This is a genomic window from Stenotrophomonas sp. GW821-FHT01H02A, assembly GCF_059422145.1.
The window spans coordinates 91,605-110,313 of sequence record NZ_JBWKWI010000009.1 but is presented as its reverse complement, the minus strand read 5'-3'; the positions used below and the strand labels follow the sequence as shown (position 1 = coordinate 110,313).

At 69.4% G+C, this 18,709-nt stretch carries 17 protein-coding genes; all 17 read left to right on the top strand.

The features are described 5' to 3' along the window. The first annotated feature begins 20 nt into the window (after nt 1-20). The 17 genes from AC07WC_RS14475 (at nt 21) to AC07WC_RS14395 (ending at nt 18,685) form a co-directional block, all read left to right on the top strand. Nucleotides 21-572 carry a COG4648 family protein gene (locus tag AC07WC_RS14475; protein ID WP_495210617.1) on the top strand — a complete coding sequence of 184 codons (552 nt, stop codon included), beginning with the start codon at nt 21-23 and terminating at the stop codon, nt 570-572. Next, on the top strand, nt 565-2,250 hold the full coding sequence (locus AC07WC_RS14470) for an ApeI family dehydratase (protein WP_495210616.1): 1,686 nt from the start codon (nt 565-567) through the stop codon (nt 2,248-2,250). Before AC07WC_RS14475 ends, AC07WC_RS14470 begins: the two co-directional genes overlap by 8 nt. Before the next feature lie 16 nt (nt 2,251-2,266). Continuing rightward, nucleotides 2,267-3,028: a glycosyltransferase family 2 protein gene (locus AC07WC_RS14465; RefSeq protein ID WP_495210615.1), complete on the top strand. Its 762-nt coding sequence runs from the start codon at nt 2,267-2,269 to the stop codon at nt 3,026-3,028. Further along, nucleotides 3,025-3,972: a lysophospholipid acyltransferase family protein gene (locus tag AC07WC_RS14460; protein WP_495210614.1), complete on the top strand. Its 948-nt coding sequence runs from the start codon at nt 3,025-3,027 to the stop codon at nt 3,970-3,972. Before AC07WC_RS14465 ends, AC07WC_RS14460 begins: the two co-directional genes overlap by 4 nt. Then, a complete protein-coding gene (locus AC07WC_RS14455; protein WP_495210613.1) occupies nt 3,962-5,518 on the top strand; it encodes an HAL/PAL/TAL family ammonia-lyase in 1,557 nt (518 codons plus the stop codon). The genes AC07WC_RS14460 and AC07WC_RS14455 overlap by 11 nt, the downstream gene beginning before the upstream one ends. Further along, nucleotides 5,505-5,927, top strand: coding sequence for an acyl-CoA thioesterase (locus AC07WC_RS14450; RefSeq protein WP_495210612.1), 423 nt, complete (start codon nt 5,505-5,507; stop codon nt 5,925-5,927). The genes AC07WC_RS14455 and AC07WC_RS14450 overlap by 14 nt, the downstream gene beginning before the upstream one ends. Further along, a complete protein-coding gene (locus AC07WC_RS14445; RefSeq protein ID WP_495210611.1) occupies nt 5,924-6,544 on the top strand; it encodes a LolA family protein in 621 nt (206 codons plus the stop codon). Before AC07WC_RS14450 ends, AC07WC_RS14445 begins: the two co-directional genes overlap by 4 nt. Further along, entirely contained in the window at nt 6,537-8,882 is a 2,346-nt protein-coding gene (locus AC07WC_RS14440) for an MMPL family transporter (protein WP_495210610.1), read from the top strand. The genes AC07WC_RS14445 and AC07WC_RS14440 overlap by 8 nt, the downstream gene beginning before the upstream one ends. Before the next feature lie 43 nt (nt 8,883-8,925). Next, entirely contained in the window at nt 8,926-10,167 is a 1,242-nt protein-coding gene (locus AC07WC_RS14435; protein WP_495210609.1) for an NAD(P)/FAD-dependent oxidoreductase, read from the top strand. Then, nucleotides 10,155-10,706 (top strand): DUF3261 domain-containing protein, encoded by a 552-nt coding sequence (locus tag AC07WC_RS14430; RefSeq protein WP_495210608.1) that lies wholly within the window; start codon nt 10,155-10,157, stop codon nt 10,704-10,706. The genes AC07WC_RS14435 and AC07WC_RS14430 overlap by 13 nt, the downstream gene beginning before the upstream one ends. Next, a complete protein-coding gene (locus AC07WC_RS14425) occupies nt 10,703-11,887 on the top strand; it encodes a beta-ketoacyl-[acyl-carrier-protein] synthase family protein (RefSeq protein ID WP_495210607.1) in 1,185 nt (394 codons plus the stop codon). Before AC07WC_RS14430 ends, AC07WC_RS14425 begins: the two co-directional genes overlap by 4 nt. Before the next feature lie 2 nt (nt 11,888-11,889). Continuing rightward, complete coding sequence (locus AC07WC_RS14420) at nt 11,890-12,345, top strand: hotdog family protein (RefSeq protein ID WP_495210606.1); 456 nt, start codon at nt 11,890-11,892, stop codon at nt 12,343-12,345. Further along, complete coding sequence (fabG, locus tag AC07WC_RS14415) at nt 12,342-13,073, top strand: 3-oxoacyl-ACP reductase FabG (RefSeq protein ID WP_495210605.1); 732 nt, start codon at nt 12,342-12,344, stop codon at nt 13,071-13,073. Before AC07WC_RS14420 ends, fabG begins: the two co-directional genes overlap by 4 nt. Next, the gene (locus AC07WC_RS14410) at nt 13,073-14,314 is read left to right on the top strand and encodes a beta-ketoacyl-ACP synthase (protein WP_495210604.1); all 1,242 of its coding nucleotides are present in this window, start codon (nt 13,073-13,075) and stop codon (nt 14,312-14,314) included. Before fabG ends, AC07WC_RS14410 begins: the two co-directional genes overlap by 1 nt. 75 nt (nt 14,315-14,389) lie before the next feature. Continuing rightward, entirely contained in the window at nt 14,390-14,827 is a 438-nt protein-coding gene (locus AC07WC_RS14405; RefSeq protein WP_495210603.1) for an excinuclease ATPase subunit, read from the top strand. 263 nt (nt 14,828-15,090) lie between these two features. Next, nucleotides 15,091-15,357: a YcgL domain-containing protein gene (locus tag AC07WC_RS14400; RefSeq protein WP_495210602.1), complete on the top strand. Its 267-nt coding sequence runs from the start codon at nt 15,091-15,093 to the stop codon at nt 15,355-15,357. Continuing rightward, nucleotides 15,350-18,685 carry an ankyrin repeat domain-containing protein gene (locus AC07WC_RS14395; RefSeq protein ID WP_495210601.1) on the top strand — a complete coding sequence of 1,112 codons (3,336 nt, stop codon included), beginning with the start codon at nt 15,350-15,352 and terminating at the stop codon, nt 18,683-18,685. Before AC07WC_RS14400 ends, AC07WC_RS14395 begins: the two co-directional genes overlap by 8 nt. The last annotated feature ends 24 nt before the right edge of the window (nt 18,686-18,709 follow it).

Sequence of the window (18,709 nt, the reverse complement as noted above, 5' to 3'; positions counted from 1 at the left end):
GCCATCGCAGAAGACTGACCATGGTCCGGGTACGCGTCGCGGCGTTTGCGTTGCTGTCGCTGGCATACCCGCTGGTGGTCTACCTGTCGCTGGGCCGGTTCGAGCCGCGCTGGCTGTCCCTGCTGCTGTTCACCCTCGCCGCGCTGCGCGCGCTGACCACCCGCCAGGCGGTGTGGTGGGTGGCCGCGCTGGGCACCGGCCTGCTCGCGCTGGTCGCCACGGCCTTCAACGAGGCACTGCCGCTGAAGCTGTACCCGGCGCTGGTGAATGCGGTGATGCTGGTGATCTTCGCCACCAGCCTTCGCTTCGGGCCCAGCGCGGTCGAGCGCCTGGCGCGGCTGAGCGAGCCGGACCTGCCGCCGTTCGCGGTGCGCTATACCCGCCGCGTCACGTGGATCTGGTGCGGCTTTTTTGTTCTCAACGGAAGTCTGGCCCTGGCCACGGCGCTGTGGGCGTCCAACCAGGTCTGGGCGTTCTACAACGGATTGTTGGCGTACGTGATGATGGGTGCTCTGTTTGGCGGGGAATGGCTGGTCCGGCGACGGGTCAAGGCGGCGCACGCGCATGGCTGAGTGGATCGCACTGGACCGGCTGGCGCTGTTGCCGCGCCCCGGCCGCATCGTCGGCATCGCCGACGGCACTGCGGTGGACCATCCACAGTTCCGCGCGCAGGTGCTGCGCTGGCAGCAGGCATTCGCGCGTGCGCCCGGCACTGACTGGGCGTTGTATTTCGATGACACGCTGCGCTTCGCCGCGGCCCTGCTGGGTGCCTGGCATGCCGGCAAGCGCGTGTTCCTGGGCGGCGACAATCTGCCGGCCACGCTGGAAGGACTGAGCCCGCGCGTGGCCGGCTTCGCCGGTGACGTGCCGGCGCGCTATGCGCCGCTGCAACCGGAGGCGGATGTCGATCCTGCGGTGGTGCTGCAGCCGCTGGATGAAGCGGCGCTGGAACTGGTGGTGTTCACCTCCGGCAGTACCGGTGCGCCGAGCGCGATCGTCAAGCGCATGCGCCAGCTGACTCGCGAGGTGGATGCGCTGCAGGCCGCCTTCGGCGAGCAGATGGACGGTGCGCAGGTGCAGGGCACGGTCTCGCACCAGCACATCTACGGCCTGCTGTTCCGCGTGCTGTGGCCGCTGGTGGCGGGCCGCCCGATCCAGCCGCGCCGCTTCTTCCACGAAGACCTGGTCGGCGCGCTGGGCGGCCAGCCTTCGGTGCTGGTGGCGACCCCGGCCCATCTCAAACGGTTGCCCGAGCAACTGGACTGGGCCTCGCTGGGCGGCCAGCTGCGTGCGGTGTTCTCCTCTGGCGGTCCGCTGCCGACCGAGGCGGCGCTGCAGGTGCGCGCCCTGATGGGGGTGGCCCCGACCGAAGTGTTCGGCAGCAGCGAGACCGGTGGCGTGGCCTGGCGCCGCTGGAGTGCCGAGCAGCCGCAGTGGCATCCGCTGCCGGGCGTGGCCTGGCGGATCGACGCGGGCTGCCTGGCGGTGCGCTCGCCGCACCTGGACAGCGACGACTGGTGGTTGACCCAGGACCGCGTGGTGGCCGATGACGGCCACAGTTTCCGCCTGCTCGGCCGTGCCGACCGCATCGTCAAGATCGAAGAACGCCGCGTGTCGCTGGACGCGCTGGAACAGCACCTGCGTGCGCACCCTGCGGTGCAGGACGTGCGCGTGCTGGTGCTGCCGGGCGCGCGCGAACAGCTGGCCGCCGTGGTGGTGCCGCAGGCGGCGGGCGCCGCGCAGTGGGACGATGCCGAGCGCCGCCGCCAGGCGCAGCAGCTCGGTGCGCATCTGGCCCGCAGCCACGATGCCGTGACCCGGCCACGGCGCTGGCGTTTCATCGACGAACTGCCGTTCAACGCGCAGGGCAAGGTCACCGCCGCCGCGCTGGCCGCCCTGTTCCGGCCGTTGATGCCGACCGCCGAGTGGCGGCAGCGCGATGCCACCAGTGCCTCGCTGCAGTTCGTGCTGGATCCGGACCTGGTGGTGTTCGACGGGCACTTCCCGCAGGCGAAGATCCTGCCCGGCGTGGTCCAGCTGGACTGGGCGATCCACTATGGCCGCAGTGCCTTTACGATGCCGCCGCGGTTCCTGCGCATGGACGCGGTCAAGTTCCAGCACGTGGCACGGCCGGGCGACTGCCTGCAGCTGAGCCTGGGCTGGGATGCGGCCAGGTCGGCGATGAGCTTCCGCTATGTTTCCGACCATGGCGTGCACGCCAGTGGCCGGGTGGTGTTCGGCGATGCGTGAGGACACCGGCAACGGCATGAGCAGACCGGCCTTCGCCCCGCTGGTGGTGATCCCGGTGTACGACCACGCCCATGCGATCGGCGCGGTGGTGCAGGGCGTGCTGGCCAGTGGACTGCCCTGCCTGCTGGTCGACGACGGTTCGCACCTTGAGTGCGCGCAGGTGCTTGATGCGCTGGCGCGCACGCACGCACCGCAGGTCACGCTGCTGCGGCTGGCGGTGAACCAGGGCAAGGGCGGCGCGATGCTGGCCGGCTTTGCCGAAGCGGCGCGCCTGGACTACAGCCACGTGCTGCAGATCGATGCCGATGGCCAGCACGACACCGCCGATGTGCCACGCTTCGTCGCGCTGTCGCAGGCGCAGCCGGACGCGGTGATCTGCGGGATCCCGGCCTACGACGCCAGTGTGCCCAAGGCGCGTCTGTACGGCCGCTACGCCACGCATATCTGGGTCTGGATCAACACGCTCTCACTGCAGATCCGCGACTCGATGTGCGGCTTCCGCCTGTATCCGCTGGCCCCGGTGACCCGTTTGATCGGCGAGGAAACCATCGGGCGACGCATGGATTTCGACAGTGAAATCCTGGTGCGGCTGTTCTGGCGCGGGGTGAAGGTGATCAGCGTACCGACCGCCGTCACCTATCCCAGCGATGGCGTCTCGCACTTCGATGTGTGGCGCGACAACGTGCGCATCAGCCGCATGCACGCGCGTCTGTTCTTCGGGATGCTGTGGCGCGCGCCGCGGCTGCTGTGGCAGCGCATCGCGGGACCACGCGCATGACCACGCCCGCCCCTGGCAGCGCTCCGCACTGGGCCGACATCGGCGAGTCGACCTCGGCTGCCGGCGTGCTGTTCCTGTGCTGGGTGCACCGTTGGTTCGGCCGTTGGCCGTTCCGGCTGTGCGTGTACCCGGTGGTGCTCTGCCATTGGCTGAGCAACCGGCTCGCGCGCGACGCCTCCCTGCAATACCTGCAGCGGCTGCAGGCGCACACCGGCGTGTTCACCACCGCACCCGGCCGCTGGCAGAGCCTGAAGCATTTCGCGCTGTTCGCCGACACCATGCTCGACAAGCTGCTGGGCCTGGGCGGCCGCTATCCGCCCGAGCGCATCTATCTGCAGCGCGACCTGGTGTTGGACAAGATCGCACGCCGCGAAGGCGGGCTGATCCTCACCGCGCACATCGGCTGCCTGGAACTGTGCCAGGTGCTGGCCGAGCAGGTGCCCGGCTTCCACATCACGGTGCTGGTGCATACCGCGCACGCGCAGCGCTTCAACCGCCTGATGCAGCGGCTCGATCCGCTGGCCTCGGTGGAGCTGCTGCAGGTGACCGACATGGGCCCGGCCACGGCGGTCGAGCTGCAGCGCCGGGTCGAAGCGGGCGGCTTCGTGGCCATCGTCGGCGACCGCGTGCCGCTGCGGGGCGGCCGCACCGTACCCGCTTCGTTCCTTGGCCACACCGCGCAGTTCCCGATCGGCGCCTATGTGCTGGCGGCGGCGCTGGCCTGTCCGGTCTACACGATGGCCTGCCTGCATCACGGCCGCGGCTACCAGGTGCGCTTTGAACAGTTCACCGACCGCATCGTATTGCCGCGCGGCTCGCGTGACGCTGCGCTGACTGCGCAGGCCGAACATTTCGCCCGGTGGCTGGAAGTTCAGGTCACCCAGGCACCCTTGGACTGGTTCAATTTCTTCCCCTTCTGGGATCAGGCATCTCATGGCAAGTAAGGCCGATCAGGCATCCTCCGTCCGCTTCGGCGATGCGCCGCTGACCATCGAAGACGTGGTCGCGCTGTCGCAGCGCCAAGCCCAGGCCGTCGTCAGCGACGATCCCGCGTTCACCGCGCGCATCCAGCGCGGCGCGGATTTCCTTGATCGCCTGCTGCGCGAAGATGGCGTCATCTACGGGGTGACCACCGGCTACGGCGATTCGTGCACGGTGAACATTCCGCCGGCGCTGGTGGCCGAACTGCCGCACCATCTGTTCACCTACCATGGTTGTGGCCTGGGCCGTTTCCTGGATCCGCAGGAAACCCGCGCGGTGATCGCCGCACGCCTGGCCTCGCTGGTGCGCGGCATGTCCGGGGTCAGCCACCCGTTGCTGCAGGGCCTGGCCACGCTGCTGCACCACGATGTGCTGCCGCTGATTCCCGCCGAGGGCTCGGTCGGTGCCAGTGGCGATCTCACCCCGCTGTCCTACGTGGCCGCGGTGCTGTGTGGCGAGCGTGAGGTGATGTACCAGGGCGCGCGCCGCCCGGCCGCGGAGGTGCTGGCCGAGATCGGCATGGCCCCGCTGCGGCTGCGCCCCAAGGAGGGCCTGGCGATCATGAACGGCACGGCCGTGATGACGGCGCTGGCCTGCCTGGCGTACGACCGCGCCGACTACCTGACCAGGCTCGCCACCCGCCTGACCGCATTCAACGTGCTGGCCAGCGACGGCAACGCGCACCATTTCGATGAAATGCTGTTCGCCGCCAAGCCCCATCCGGGCCAGACCCGGATCGCCGCGCGCCTGCGCCAGGACCTGCACAGCGACCGCCCGCCGCGCAATGAACAGCGCCTGCAGGACCGGTACTCGCTGCGCTGCGCCCCACACGTGATCGGCGTGGTGCAGGACGCACTGCCGTTCTTCCGCCAGCTGATCGAAACCGAGCTCAACAGCGCCAACGACAATCCGCTGATCGATGTCGAGGGTGAGCGCATCCTGCACGGCGGCCACTTCTACGGTGGCCATATCGCCTTCGCGATGGATGCGCTGAAGAACACCATCGCCAACCTCGCCGATCTGCTCGACCGGCAGATGGCGCTGGTGGTGGACGCGCGCTTCAACCATGGCCTGCCGGCCAACCTGTCGGCCGCCACCGGTGAGCGTGCGGCGATCAACCATGGCCTGAAGGCGCTGCAGATCAGCGTCTCGGCCTGGACCGCCGAAGCGCTCAAGCAGACCATGCCGGCCTCGGTGTTCTCGCGCTCGACCGAATGCCACAACCAGGACAAGGTCAGCATGGGCACCATCGCCGCGCGCGATTGCCTGCGCGTGATCGAACTGACCGAACAGGTCGTCGCGGCGCTGCTGATCACCGCCCGCCAGGGGGTGGCGCTGCGTGAGCGCGTCGGGATGAAGGCGACCCTGCATGGCGATCTCGCCGCGATGTACCTGGACCTGTCCGAGCGCATCGCCCTGATCGAAGAAGACCGCGCGCTGGATGGCGAGCTGCGTGCCCTGTTGGACGATATCCGCGCACAGCGCTGGGAGCTGTATGTCCACGAATGATCTGAGCCTCGAGGTCGCGTTGTCACCGGCCTTCCACGATTGCGATGCAATGCAGGTGGTCTGGCACGGCAACTACTTCAAGTACTTCGAGATCGCGCGTTGCGCGCTGCTCCAGCGCCACGATTACGACTACCCGCAGATGCGCGATTCCGGCTACCTGTGGCCGGTGGTCGATGCGCGTGTGAAGTACATCCGCCCGCTGCTGTACGGCCAGGCGCTGCGCGTGCGCGCCACGATCACCGAGTGGGAGAACCGTCTGAAGATCGCCTACGAGATCCTGGATGCGGACAGCGGTGTCACCCTGACCCGCGCCCATACCATCCAGGTCGCGGTCGACGCGGCCACCAATGAAATGCGCTACCTGTGCCCGCCGGTACTGTGGGAGCGTCTGGGAGTGCAACCGCAATGAACCGTTTCCTGCGCACGCTGTGCGTGCTGGTGATGCTGGCGGTGGTCGCCCCGGCGTGGGCCGCCAACGATGTGGATGTCGTCAAACAGCGCGTGGCCAAGGTCGACGTGCTGCGCGGCGAGTTCACCCAGGAGAAGCAGGTCGCCGGCTTCAAGAACCCGCTGCGCTCGCAGGGCCGCTTCGTGCTTGCCCAGGAACATGGGGTGATCTGGACCACGCTCAAGCCGTTCCCTTCCGAGGTGGTGGTCACCCGTGACCGCATCCTCAGCCGGCAACGCGATGGCAGCAGCCGGGTCGAAATGGATGGCCGCCAGCAACCGGCGATGCGCTCGGTCAACGCGATCATGTTCGCGCTGATGAGCGGCGATGCGCAGGCGCTGTCGGCGCAGTTCACGGTCAAGGTCGAGGTGTTGCCCGGCAACGCCTGGCGGATGCAGCTGACCCCGCGCTCGGCGATGCTCGGCAAGGTGTTCGCGCAGCTCACCCTGAGCGGTGACCGCTACGTGCGCGAGGTGCAGATCAACGAGGCCAACCAGGATGTCACCCGCATCCACTTTGCCGGCATGAGCGAGACGCCGGCCACGCTGAGCGCGGACGAGGGCGGCAGGTTTGAATGACGTGCTGAGCTCGAACGGCCGCCTGCAGCGCATCTGGCGCTGGCTGGCCATTGTGTGGCTGCTGGTGCTGATCGGCCTCGGCGTGCAGCAATGGCAGCTGTGGAAAAGCGAATCCCGGATCGACACCGACATCCTCGCGCTGTTGCCACAGGACGCGCATGATCGCCTGCTGTCCGATGTGACCCGGCGCATCGCCGATGCCAATGCGCGCCAGATCGTGGTGCTGCTGGGCAGTACCGATGCGGCCCGGACCAAGGCGGCCGAGGCGGCCTTCCGCGATGCCATCAAGAGAGAGCAGGGCGCGGCCCCGCTGCTGCAGGAGAGCGGCTCGATCGAGGGCTGGTTCGATCAGGCCCGCGCGTTCTACGCACCGTATCGCGACCGCCTGCTGACCAGCGCACAGCGCGAGCGCCTGCAGCACGAACCCACCGAGGGCCTGGCAGAGTCGGCGCTGGCCGCACTGTACGGTCCGATGGGCGCACCGCGGCTGACCGAATGGCGCCAGGATCCGCTGTCGCTGTGGCCGCAGTGGTGGCAGGAGCGCGCGCTGGGTTCGGGCCTGCAGATGAGCGATGACGGCCTGCTTGAGGCCGACGGCAAGCATTGGTCGATCGTGCAGTACGACACGGTCGGTTCGGCATTCAAGCTCGACGGCGAGCGGCACATCGATCTGCTGCTGGACACCGCCGCTGACGCCGCCACGAAGCAGGCACCGGGCCTGGAGGTGCTGCGCGCCGGCGTGCCCCTGCATGCCGAGGCGGCGGCCGTGCAGGCCAACTGGGAAATCAACACGATCGGCTGGGGCTCGTTGGCCGCGGTACTGCTGCTGGTGTGGTTGGCGTTCCGTTCGCTGCGCCCGATCCTGCTGGTCGCCGCCTCGCTGCTGATCGGCTGCGGCGTGGCATTGGCCGTGACCGTGCTGGTATTCGGCAAGGTGCATGTGCTGACCCTGGTATTCGGCGCCTCGCTGGTCGGCGTCGCCGAGGATTACGGCATCCACTGGTTCGCCTCGCGCCAGGCCGAACCGGCCGACCGCCGCTGGAAGCTGCTGCGGCACCTGCTGCCCGGCCTGTGGCTGGCGCTGCTGACCAGTGCACTGGCCTATCTCGCGCTGGGCCTGGCCCCGTTCCCGGGGCTGCGCCAAATGGCGCTGTTCTCGGTGGTCGGTCTGGCGGCGGCATTCCTGACGGTGATCTTCTGGTTCCCGTGGCTGGATGGCGGAGAGATCCGCCGGACCGGGTTTTCGCGGTGGCTGGGCGCCACGCTGGAGCGTTGGCCGCGCCTGCATGGGCGCACGGCCGCGATCTTCCTCGGCGTGGTGGCGGTGCTGTCGGCGATCGGCATCGCCCGCCTGCAGACCAACGATGACCTGCGTAGCCTGCAGTCGTCGCCGCCGGACCTGATCGCCCAGCAGATCCGCATCAGCCAGATGCTGGGCATGCCCAGCCCGGCGCAGTTCTATCTGGTCCAGGGCGCCACCGCTGAACAGGTACTGGAGCGCGAAGAGGCGCTGATCGACCGGCTGCGCGTGCTGGAAGCAGACAAGCAGATCGGTGGCTACCGAGCGATCAGCGAGTGGCTGCCTTCGCAGCAGCGCCAGCACGCCGATGCTGCGTTGACGGCCAGGATCGAGCCGCAGGTGCTGGCCCGGGTGGGGGAAGCCGTGGGCGAGCCGCTGCTGCGCCCCGCGTACGCCGCGCAGGATCTGCAGGCCGAGGCGTTCCTTGCATCGCCGGCGGCGATGCCGTTCCGCCATCTGTGGCTGGGCACGGTCGGGCAGGGGGTGGCCTCGGTGGTGATGGTCGATGACCTCTCGCGTGCCGATGCGCTGGCCTTGCTGGAAGCGCAGGCCAAGGGCATCGACGGCGTGCGCTGGGTCGATCGCACCGCCGATTTCTCGCAGCTGCTCAAGCACTACCGCAAGCTGATGAGCGGGCTGCTGCTGATCGGCATCGCGCTGGTGTTCGCGGTGCTGTACTGGCGCTACCGCGGCCAGGCCTGGCGCGTGCTCGCCCCGACGCTGGTGGCCGGCGCGCTGACCCTGGCCCTGCTGGGGCTGTTCGGCCAGCCGCTGCAGCTGTTCAACGTGCTCGCGCTGATGCTGCTGCTCGGCATGGGCATCGATTACGGCATCTTCCTGATCGAGCACCGCGGCGATGCCAGTGCCTGGCTGGCGGTCTGCGTCGGCGCGGCCAGCACCTGGCTGTCGTTCGGCCTGCTCGGACTGTCGGCCACGCCGGCGCTGCGCGCGTTCGGATTGACCCTGCTGTTCGGCATCGGCCTGGTCTGGCTGATCTCGCCGCTGTTCCGCCCACCGCCGCACGACGCACCGCACTGAGCGACCGCGTTTTCCCTTTCATGATCTGATCAAGGATGTATCGATGAAGCCGCACGTGGAACGTACTGAAATCCTCATCATCGGCGCCGGTCCGGCCGGCTCCGTGGCGGCCGCGATGCTGCGCCGGCAGGGGCGCCAGGTGCTGATGCTGGAGCGCCAGCAGTTCCCGCGGTTCTCGATCGGCGAGAGCCTGCTGCCGCAGAGCATGGAGTACATCGAGGCGGCCGGCCTGCTGCAGGACGTGGTGCAGGCCGGGTTCCAGTACAAGAACGGCGCGGCGTTCGTGCGCGGCGAGGCGACCACCGAATTCGATTTCCGCGACAAGTTTTCGCCGGGCTGGGGCACCACCTACCAGGTGCAGCGCGCCGACTTCGATGATGTGCTGGCGCGGGGGGCCGAGCGCATGGGTGCCACGCTGCGCTTCGGCGATGAAGTGCTGTCGGTGCAGCCCGGCCGCCCGGCGCAGGTGCAGGTACGTCGCCCGGATGGCAGCGAGTACACCATCGAGGCCGGGTTCATCCTCGACGCCAGCGGCTTCGCCCGCTTGCTGCCGCGCCTGTTGAAGCTGGAGTCGCCGTCCAACTTCCCGGTGCGCGGCGCGATCTTCTGCCATGTGCGCGACCATATTCCGGCCGGCGCGGGCTTTGATCGCAACAAGATCCTGATCACCACCCATCCCGAGCACGTGGACGTGTGGTACTGGACGATTCCGTTCTCCAACGGCTGCTGTTCGCTGGGCGTGGTCGCCGAGCCGAGCTTCTTCGAGCGCTACCCGGGCACCGACCTGGACAAGCTGCAGGCCATCGTCGGCGAAGATCCGAACCTGACCCGCCTGCTCGGGAACGCCGAATGGGCGGTGCTGCCGGTGCGCACCATCACCGGGTATTCGGCCAATGTCTCCTCGCTGTGGGGCGAGGGCTATGCGCTGCTCGGCAACGCCGGCGAGTTCCTCGATCCGGTGTTCTCCTCGGGGGTGACCATCGCGTTCAAGTCGGCGCAGCTGGCCAGCGATTGCCTGGCGCGCGAACATGCCGGGCAGACGGTGGACTGGGAACAGGACTTCTCGGTACCGCTGCGGGCCGGGGTGAAGACCTTCCGGCGCTTCGTCGAGGCCTGGTACGCCGGTGGCTTCCAGAAGATCATCTACCATCCCGATCCGCAGCCGGAGGTGCGCCGCATGATCTCCTCGATCCTGGCTGGATACGCCTGGGATACGCAGAATCCCTACGTCGCCGATGCCAGTGGCCGGCGCCTGCGCGTGTTGGAGGAACTGTGCAGCGCCTGATCCTGACCCTGTTGTTGAGCCTGCTGCTGGTCGCGTGTGCCAGCACCCGGCTGCCCACCGCGCGCGTGCCGCTGCCCGTGCTGCAGCTGGCGCCCTCGGCCTTGCCGCAGCCGGTGCAGCTGCAGCAGCGCCTGCAGTTCCGCTTCGGCAGTCACGAGCGCGAGCTGGATGCCTTGCTGGAGGTGGATGCCGAACAGGTGCGGCTGGCGGTACAGGCGATGGGCCAGACCGGCGTGCGCATGGTCTGGGACGGGCAGCATCTGGAGCAGACCCGCGCGCCGTGGCTGCCGCCGCAGGTGCGTGGCGAGCGCGTGCTCGACGACCTGCAGTTCTCGCTGTGGCCGGCGGCGGCGATCCGCGCCGTGCTGCCGGCCGGCTGGACCCTGCAGGAGACCGACGGCGTGCGCAGCCTGGAGCAGGACGGTACGCCCTGGCTGGTGCGCGACACGCTGCCGGATGGTCGTGTACGGCTGCGCAACCTGGCCGAGGGCTACGAACTGGTGATCGAGTCGATGGACATGGGGCAGGGCCAAGAGTGAGCAGCGCGGTCTATCTCAACGAGCTGGGCGTGATCTGCGCGCTGGGGGCCGACCGCGCCCAGGTGCGCGAGGGCCTGTTCGCGGCGCAGCCCGGCGGACTGCGCGACAACGACGCCATCCTGCCCGGGCGCACCCTGGCACTGGGCGAGGTGCAGTCGCCGCTGTCGGACCTGACCGACCTGCCGGTGGCCCTGCGTGGCCGCAACAACGGGCTGCTCGACGCCGCGCTCGGCCAGATCCGCGAGGCCGTCGATGCCGCCGTCGCCCGCTTTGGTGCCGAGCGCGTGGCGGTGATCATCGGTACCAGTACCTCGGGTATCGGCGAATCGGAGAGCGCACTGCGTGTGCATCACCGTGATGGCCGATGGCCGTCCGCGTTCCATTACGCCCAGCAGGAAATGGGCACTGCCGCGCGTTTCGTGCGCGGGCGGATCGGCAGCACCGGCCCGGCCTGGACGATCTCCACCGCGTGCTCGTCCAGCGCCAAGGCGCTGATGTCGGCCGCGCGCCTGCTGCGCGCCGGCGTCGTCGATGCGGTGGTCGCCGGCGGGGCGGATTCAATGTGCCGCTTCACCGTGGCCGGGTTCAGCGCGCTGGAGTCGGTCTCGGCGACGCGCTGCAATCCGTTTTCGGTGAACCGTAGCGGCATCAACATCGGCGAAGGCGCCGCGCTGTTCCTGATGACCCGCGAGCCGGGTGCCGTCCGGTTGTCCGGCTGGGGCGAATCCTCCGACGCGCACCACATGTCCGCGCCGGACCCGCAGGCACGCGGCGCGATCGATGCCATGCAGCAGGCGCTGGACCGGGCCGGGCTGGATCCGGCGCAGATCGACTACGTGAACCTGCACGGCACCGCCACCGGCCACAACGATGCGATGGAGAGCCAGGCAGTCGCGGCGGTGCTTGGCACCCAGGTGCCGGCCAGCTCGACCAAGCCGCTGACCGGGCACACGCTCGGCGCCTCCGGCGCGATCGAAGCGGCGCTGTGCTGGATGACCCTGGCCGACAACCCGGACCAGCAGCTGCCCACCCACTGGTGGGACGGGCAGGTCGATGACGCCTTGCCGGCGCTGGCCCTGGTAACGCCGGGAACGCGCGCCGCGCAGCCGCTGCAGCACGTGCTCAGCCATTCGTTCGCCTTCGGCGGCAGCAACGCCGTGCTGGCACTGGCCCGGGGATGAGCATGCCGCTGCCCGATGACATCGATGCGGTGCTGCCGCACCGCGACAGCATGCGCCTGATCCACCGCGTGGTGGCCTGGCAGGAGGAATCCATCGCGGTCGAGGTGGACGTGCCCGCGCAGGGGCTGTTCTGCACCTCCGACGGGGTGCCGGCCTGGGTCGGGGTGGAATACATGGCGCAGGCGATCGCCGCCTGGGCCGGGTGCCGCGCACGCCACGCCGGCCGCGCGCCGTCGATCGGTTTCCTGCTCGGCACCCGCCGATACACCGCCCACCAGCCGTTCTTCACCGCCGGCAGCTGCCTGCGGGTGGAGGCGAACTGCGAGCTGTTGGGCGAGAATGGCCTGGGCATGTTCGCCTGCCGGATCCTGGCAGGCGATATCGAAATGGCGGTTGCCAACGTCTCCGTGTTTGAACCCACGGACGCGCTGGCCTATCTGGAGAGTGGAGAGGCATGACAGGGAATCTGACCGTGCTGGTGACCGGCGCCAGCCGGGGCATCGGCCGTGCCGTGGCGCTGCGTTGCGCGCGCGACGGCTTCGACGTGGTGGTGCATTGCCGCAGCCGCATCGAGGACGCGCAGGCCGTGGTGGCCGAGATCCAGGCGCTGGGCCGACAGGCCCGGGTGCTGATGTTCGACGTGAGCGACCGCGATGCCGCGCGGACCGCGCTGGAAGCGGACATCGAAGCGCACGGCACGTATTACGGGGTGGTCTGCAATGCCGGCATCGCCCGCGATGGCGCCTTCCCGGCGATGCCGGCCGAGGATTGGGATGCGGTCATCCACACCAACCTGGACAGCTTCTACAACGTGCTGCACCCGCTGGTGATGCCGCTGGTGCGCCGGCGCAAGCCCGGCCGCATCGTCACCTTGTCCTCGGTCTCCGGCCTGGTCGGCAACCGCGGCCAGACCAACTACAGCGCGGCCAAGGCCGGCATCATCGGTGCCACCAAGGCGCTGGCGCTGGAGCTGGCCAGCCGGGCGATCACGGTCAACTGCGTGGCACCGGGCCTGATCGAGACCGAGATGGTCAATGAAGAAGTGGTCGAGCACGCGCTCAAGCTGATCCCGGCCAACCGCCTTGGCCAGCCGGAGGAGGTCGCCGCTGCGGTCTCCTTCCTGCTCTCGGAATCGGCCGGCTACATCACCCGCCAGGTGATCTCGGTCAATGGGGGCATGGTCTGATGGCCCGCCCCGATCGTCGCGTCGTGGTCACCGGTGCCGCGGCCATCAGCCCGCTCGGGCAGGACTGGGCGAGCATCCGCGCGCGCCTGCAGGCAAAGACCAATGCGGTGCGCTACATCCCGGAGTGGGAGGTCTTCGATGGCCTCAACACCCGCCTGGCCGCCCCGGCCGAAGACTTCGAGCTGCCGTCCCACTACAACCGCAAGACCACCCGCAGCATGGGCAAGGTGGCGGTGATGTCGGTACGTGCCACCGAACTGGCGCTGGAGGCGGCTGGCCTGCTCGGCCATCCGGTGCTGCGCAGTGGCATGGCTGGCGTTGCCTACGGTTCGTCCTCGGGCAGCCACGAGGCTACCGCCGAGTTCGGCCGCATGCTGCATGAGCACACCACCGAAGGCATCAGCGCCACCACCTACCTGAAGATGATGAGCCACACCTCGCCGGTGAACATCGGCGTGTTCTTCGGCTTGTCCGGGCGGGTCTACACCACCTCCAGCGCCTGCACCTCGGGCAGCCAGGGCGTGGGCTCGGGCTATGAAGCGATCCGCAGCGGGAAACAGACGGTGATGGTCACCGGTGGGGCCGAGCAGCTCGATGCCACCGCCGCCGCCGTGTTCGACACCCTGTTCGCCACCAGCGTGCGCAACGATGCCCCGCAGACCACGCCCAGTCCGTTCGACGCCCACCGCGACGGCCTGGTGCTGGGCGAGGGGGCCTGCACGCTGATCCTGGAAGAACTGGAGCATGCCCTGGCACGCGGGGCCACGATCCTGGCCGAGGTGGTCGGCTACGGCACCAACAGCGACGGCCAGCACGTCACCCAGCCCAGCGCCGGCACCATGGCCCAGGCGATGCGGCTGGCGCTGGATGATGCCGAGCTGGCCGCCGATCGGATCGGTTACATCAACGCGCATGGCACCGCCACCGAGCACGGTGACATCGCCGAAACCCAGGCGACCCACCAGGTGTTCGGCCCCGGCGTGCCGATCAGCTCGCTGAAGAGCTATGTCGGCCACATGCTGGGTGCCTGCGGCGCGTTCGAGGCCTGGTTGAGCATCGAGATGATGCGCGAGGGCTGGTTCGCCCCGACCCTGAACCTGCATGAGGTCGATCCCCGCTGCGGCGCGCTGGATTACATCGATGGCGATGGCCGCCGCTTGCAGACCGACTATGTCATGAGCAACAACTTCGCCTTCGGCGGCATCAACACCTCGTTGATCTTCCGCCGCTGGCAGGACTGACCGCTGTTTCCGGCCTGCCCTGCGGGCCGGCCGTTCCCTGGACCCCTCGCGTCCCACCAACAAGGAGAAAGTTGAATGCGTCGTTTTGCCCTGATCGCCGCCACCGCGCTGCTCGCCATGGCCAGTACCGCCCAGGCCCGCGAAACCCGCGTGGAGCAGTCGCTGCACGAGCTGGTCAATTCCGCTGAAGCCCGCAACGTCGGCATCGACGGCAGCGTGAAGTTCTACCTGGCCGGCGAAAAGGCCAGCGTCGTCGAGCGCCTGGGCGAGGACGTGACCAACAAGAAGACCAACGCCGCCAACAAGAGCGACGCCGAGGCCTGCCGCTGGGTGGCACTGTCGGCGCTGCGCGCGCTGCAGGATGGGGCCAGGTCGCGCGGCGCCAATGCCGTGGTCGACATCGTCAGCTACTACAAGAAGAACGAGTTCAAGAGCAGCACCAACTACGAATGCTATGCGGGTGCGATCCTGGCCGGCGTGGCACTGAAGGGCACCTACGCCAAGGTGAAGTAAGCCGACAGGACCACCGCCTCGCCGGGCGGTGGTCCGCGCGGTGCCCGTGGAATCGGGTGCTCCCGGTCCCGCCGCAGCGACGTATTCATCACGGCGGCGTGGGCAGACTGCAACGGCGCGCAGCTGAACGACATCGCGACATTGATGAACCCCATGCTGTCGCACGAGGGGAAAACCGCCACGGACAGTGCACGCAGCTTTCACCCGTGCCGGCTTTCCTCCACAATCATTGCCATTCACTACCCTGGGCAAAGCCCTGCGGCATGCAAGCCTACGTCTACAAAAGCCAACGCAAGCAGGACAGCTTCGTCTATCTCGCCGTTCGTGATGACTTTTCGGTCATCCCCGACGCGGTGAAGGCCTCGCTGGCGCCGTTCCAGTTCGTTCTCGAAGTGGCCCTGACTCCCGACCGTCGCCTCGCCCAGGCCGATGCCGCACAAGTGCGCCAGAACCTGGCCGAGCGTGGATTCCATCTGCAGTTGCCGCCGCCTCCGTTGGCGCCGGTCCGGTTCGCGCGACGCAATGATTGAATCCCAACGCCCCCGCGCCGTGGCTTCCGCTGCCGCCCTTGGTGTGCTGCTGGCTCTGGCTGCGGCCCTCGGTGGCGTGCCCGGTGCCGTGTGCGCCGCGCTGGCCCAGCCGGCGTTCGCGCTGGCGGTCTCGTGGTGGCGTCGCACCCGCACGCTGCAGCCGATCCCGCAGATGGTCCGCCAGGACGCGCCTGCGTTGCTGGCGCTGTGGGGGCTCGGCCCGCTGCTGCTGGCCCTGTTGGTGGCCTGGCCGCTGAGTGCGCTGCACGACAGCGGCAGCCTGGCCGCCGTGCTCGGGCTGAGCGTGGCGGTCAGCGCCGCGCTGCTCGGGGTATGGCGGACCTGGCCGCTGTGGAATGACGTGGAACGCAGCGAAGGCAGTCTGGCCCGTCACTGGCAGACCCTGGCCGGACGCGATCTGACGGCCTGGCGCGGCTTGTCCGTTGCCGCGCTGGTGGTGCTGGTATGCGCGCTGGTGGTGCTGCCGGCGTGGCCGGGCCTGGTCTCGGATGCGCTGCACTGGCCGATCGCCGCTGCCGTGGTGCTGCTTTCGCCCGTGGCACACCTGCTGCTGCAGGCGATCGCGCCGGCGACGACGCTGACGGCGAGCCAGCAGGCCGAGCTGCGCAGTGACCGCGATGTTTCGTTCGCCGATTACCCCGCCGCCCAGACACCGCTGGAATCGATCAGCCTGCACGAACAACAGCCGGCTCTCTATGACGCCGCGCGCAGCGGTCGGGTCGACCGCGCCCTGCAGCTGCTGCAGGCCGGTGCCGATCCCCACGGCCTGCCCGACCCTGCCTGGCGCGACCAGCGCAGCCTGGCCGTCCTCGCCGCGGTCCTGCCGGACCTGCGCCTGCTGCGCGAACTGATTGCCCGCGGGGTAGGTGTCAACGCACCGCACCGCGGCATGACCCCGCTGCTGGCGGCCACCCGCGACAGCTGGCACGGCCGCCCCGAGGCGGTGATGACCCTGCTTGCCAACGGCGCCGACCCGCGCGCGGTCGACAGCGAGGGCAACACGCCGCTGCACCACGCCGCGCGCAGTTCCGATCCCGGCGTCGCCGCGCTGCTGCGGGATGCCGCCGCCGAAGTGGATGCGCTCAACGATGATGGCTGGTCGCCGCTGGCAGTGGCCTGCCAGGTCGGCAACTGGCGCCTGGCCAAGTTCCTGCTGGAACGCGGGGCCAAGACCGAGCCGGCCGAGGGTACCCCGGTGCTGCTCGCCGCCGCCGGTACCGAAGAAGACGACCCGGCCGGCGTGCAGCTGCTGCTCAAGCACAAGGCCCGCGCCGACGCGCGTGACCGCCAGCGCCGCAGCGCGCTGCACGAAGCCGCGCTGGCCGGCCATGTCGACATCATCGACGTGCTGCTCGCCGCCGGCGCCAACCTGGAGGCGCGCGATGCACTGGCACGCACGCCGTGGCTGGAAGCCGCGCGTGGCGGCCGTGCCGGTGTGGTCGAACACCTGCTGCCGCACAACCCCGATCTCAACGCGGTGGATGGCGAAGGCCGCAATGCCGTGCTGCTGGCCTGCATGGCCGACAACGTCTCGCCGCTGCTGGTGCGCCGCCTGCGCGACCTGGGCATCGCCGCCGACGTGGCCGATCCGCAGGGCCGCCGCGCGGTGGACATCGCTGCCGGCGCCGGTCGCTGGGCGATCGTCTCGCTGCTGGACCCGTCGTATCCGCTGCCATCCGCGGTCAGCGATGGCCTGCTGATGTCCGGTGACAACGATGCGGCCGCGCCGTCGCTGCCGGACCGCCCACCGCTGGAACTGCTGCGCGAAGCGCTGAGCTTCGGCAACGTCGACGGCATGGCCGCGCTGGCCCGCCTGTGCGCCCCGGAGGAACTCGGTGCGCTGCTCCACGATGCCGAACTGGCGCTGGATCCGCAGGCGCTGGACTGGCTGCTCGCGCATGGCGCGTCACCGGAAGTGCTCGATGCGTGTGGCGACACCCCGATGTTCGCGCTGTTGGCGCGCGGCATCGATGCGGTGCCCGCCCTGCAGGTGCTGCTGCGGCGTGGCCTGTCCCCGGCCGGCAGCGGTGGCCTGGCCCGGCTGCTGAGCGCCTGCGCCCAGCACGACCAGGCCTCGCGCGGACTGGAACAGCTTGCACTGGAACTGCTGGAACGCGGTGCCGATCCGTTCGCGCCGTCGCCGGCCGGCGATCCCCCGCTGTCGCTGGCCGTGCGGCTGGGCTGGCTGCGCCTGCAGCAGGCATTGCTGACGCTGGGCGTGGACCGCGAGGCGCGCGACAGCCACGGCATGACCGCGCTGCATCTGGCCACGGCGCTCGCGCGCGAAGGCTCGATCAAGCTGCTGGTGCAGCAGGGTGCCTCTCCCGAAGCACGGGCGGCCGATGGCCAGACTCCGCTGGGCGTCGCCTTGTCGATCGGCCGTCGCGACCTTGCCGACTGGCTGGACTGGCGCATGTGGCCGTTGCCGCGCCGCGCCCTGCGCGACGGCGACCTGCCCGCCGCTGCCATGGCTGGCGATGCCGATGCCGTGCGTCGCCTGATCGATCTCGGCTTCGGGGTCGATGTCGTCGATGCCCAGGGCTGTACCGCGCTGCTGCGCGCCGCCGGTGGCGGTCACCTGGCCGTGGTCGACCTGCTGCTCACCCGCGGCGCCAACCCACAGCACGCCGCCGCCAGTGGCGCGACGCCGCTGTCGGCCGCCGTCAGCATGCGCCAGATCGATATCGTCTCGGCCCTGCTCGATGCCGGTGCCGAACTCGAATACCGCCTGCCGGGTGGCGTCACCGTGCTGATGCTGGCCTCGGCGCTGGGCCTGCCGGACATCGTCTCGCGCCTGCTGACCGCCGGTGCCAACGTGCACGCGGGTGACGCCCAGCAGCTCGGCCCGTTGCACTGCGCCGCGCTGTACGGCTTCAGTGCGCGCGACCGTGCGCGCCTGCTGGCCCTGCTCGACACCCTGCTGCTGGCCGGTGCCGAACCGGACCAGGCGGCCGCAGGCTCGGTCACCCCGTTGCTGCTGTTGCTGGGCGCACGTGCCGAACCGGGTACCGCCTGCGACGAGCAGATCGTGCTTGCCGCGGTGGAACGCCTGCTCGATGAAGACGTTTCGCTGGACGTGCGTGATCCGCGTGGCTTCGGCCCGCTGCATCTGGCCGCCCTGCACGGCCTGCCACTGCTGGTGCAGCGCCTGCTGCGTGCCGGTGCCGACCCGGATGTTCGCGATGCGCTCAACCGCAGCCCGCGCGAGATCGCGGTGATGCGGGGGTTCATCGATGTGGCGGGCGAGTTCGAACCGCTGGTGCCGGGCGTGTCCTCGATGGCCCGGTTCCTGCGCGATAACGGCTGAGCCGCCAGGTGTCGCACCGGGCGC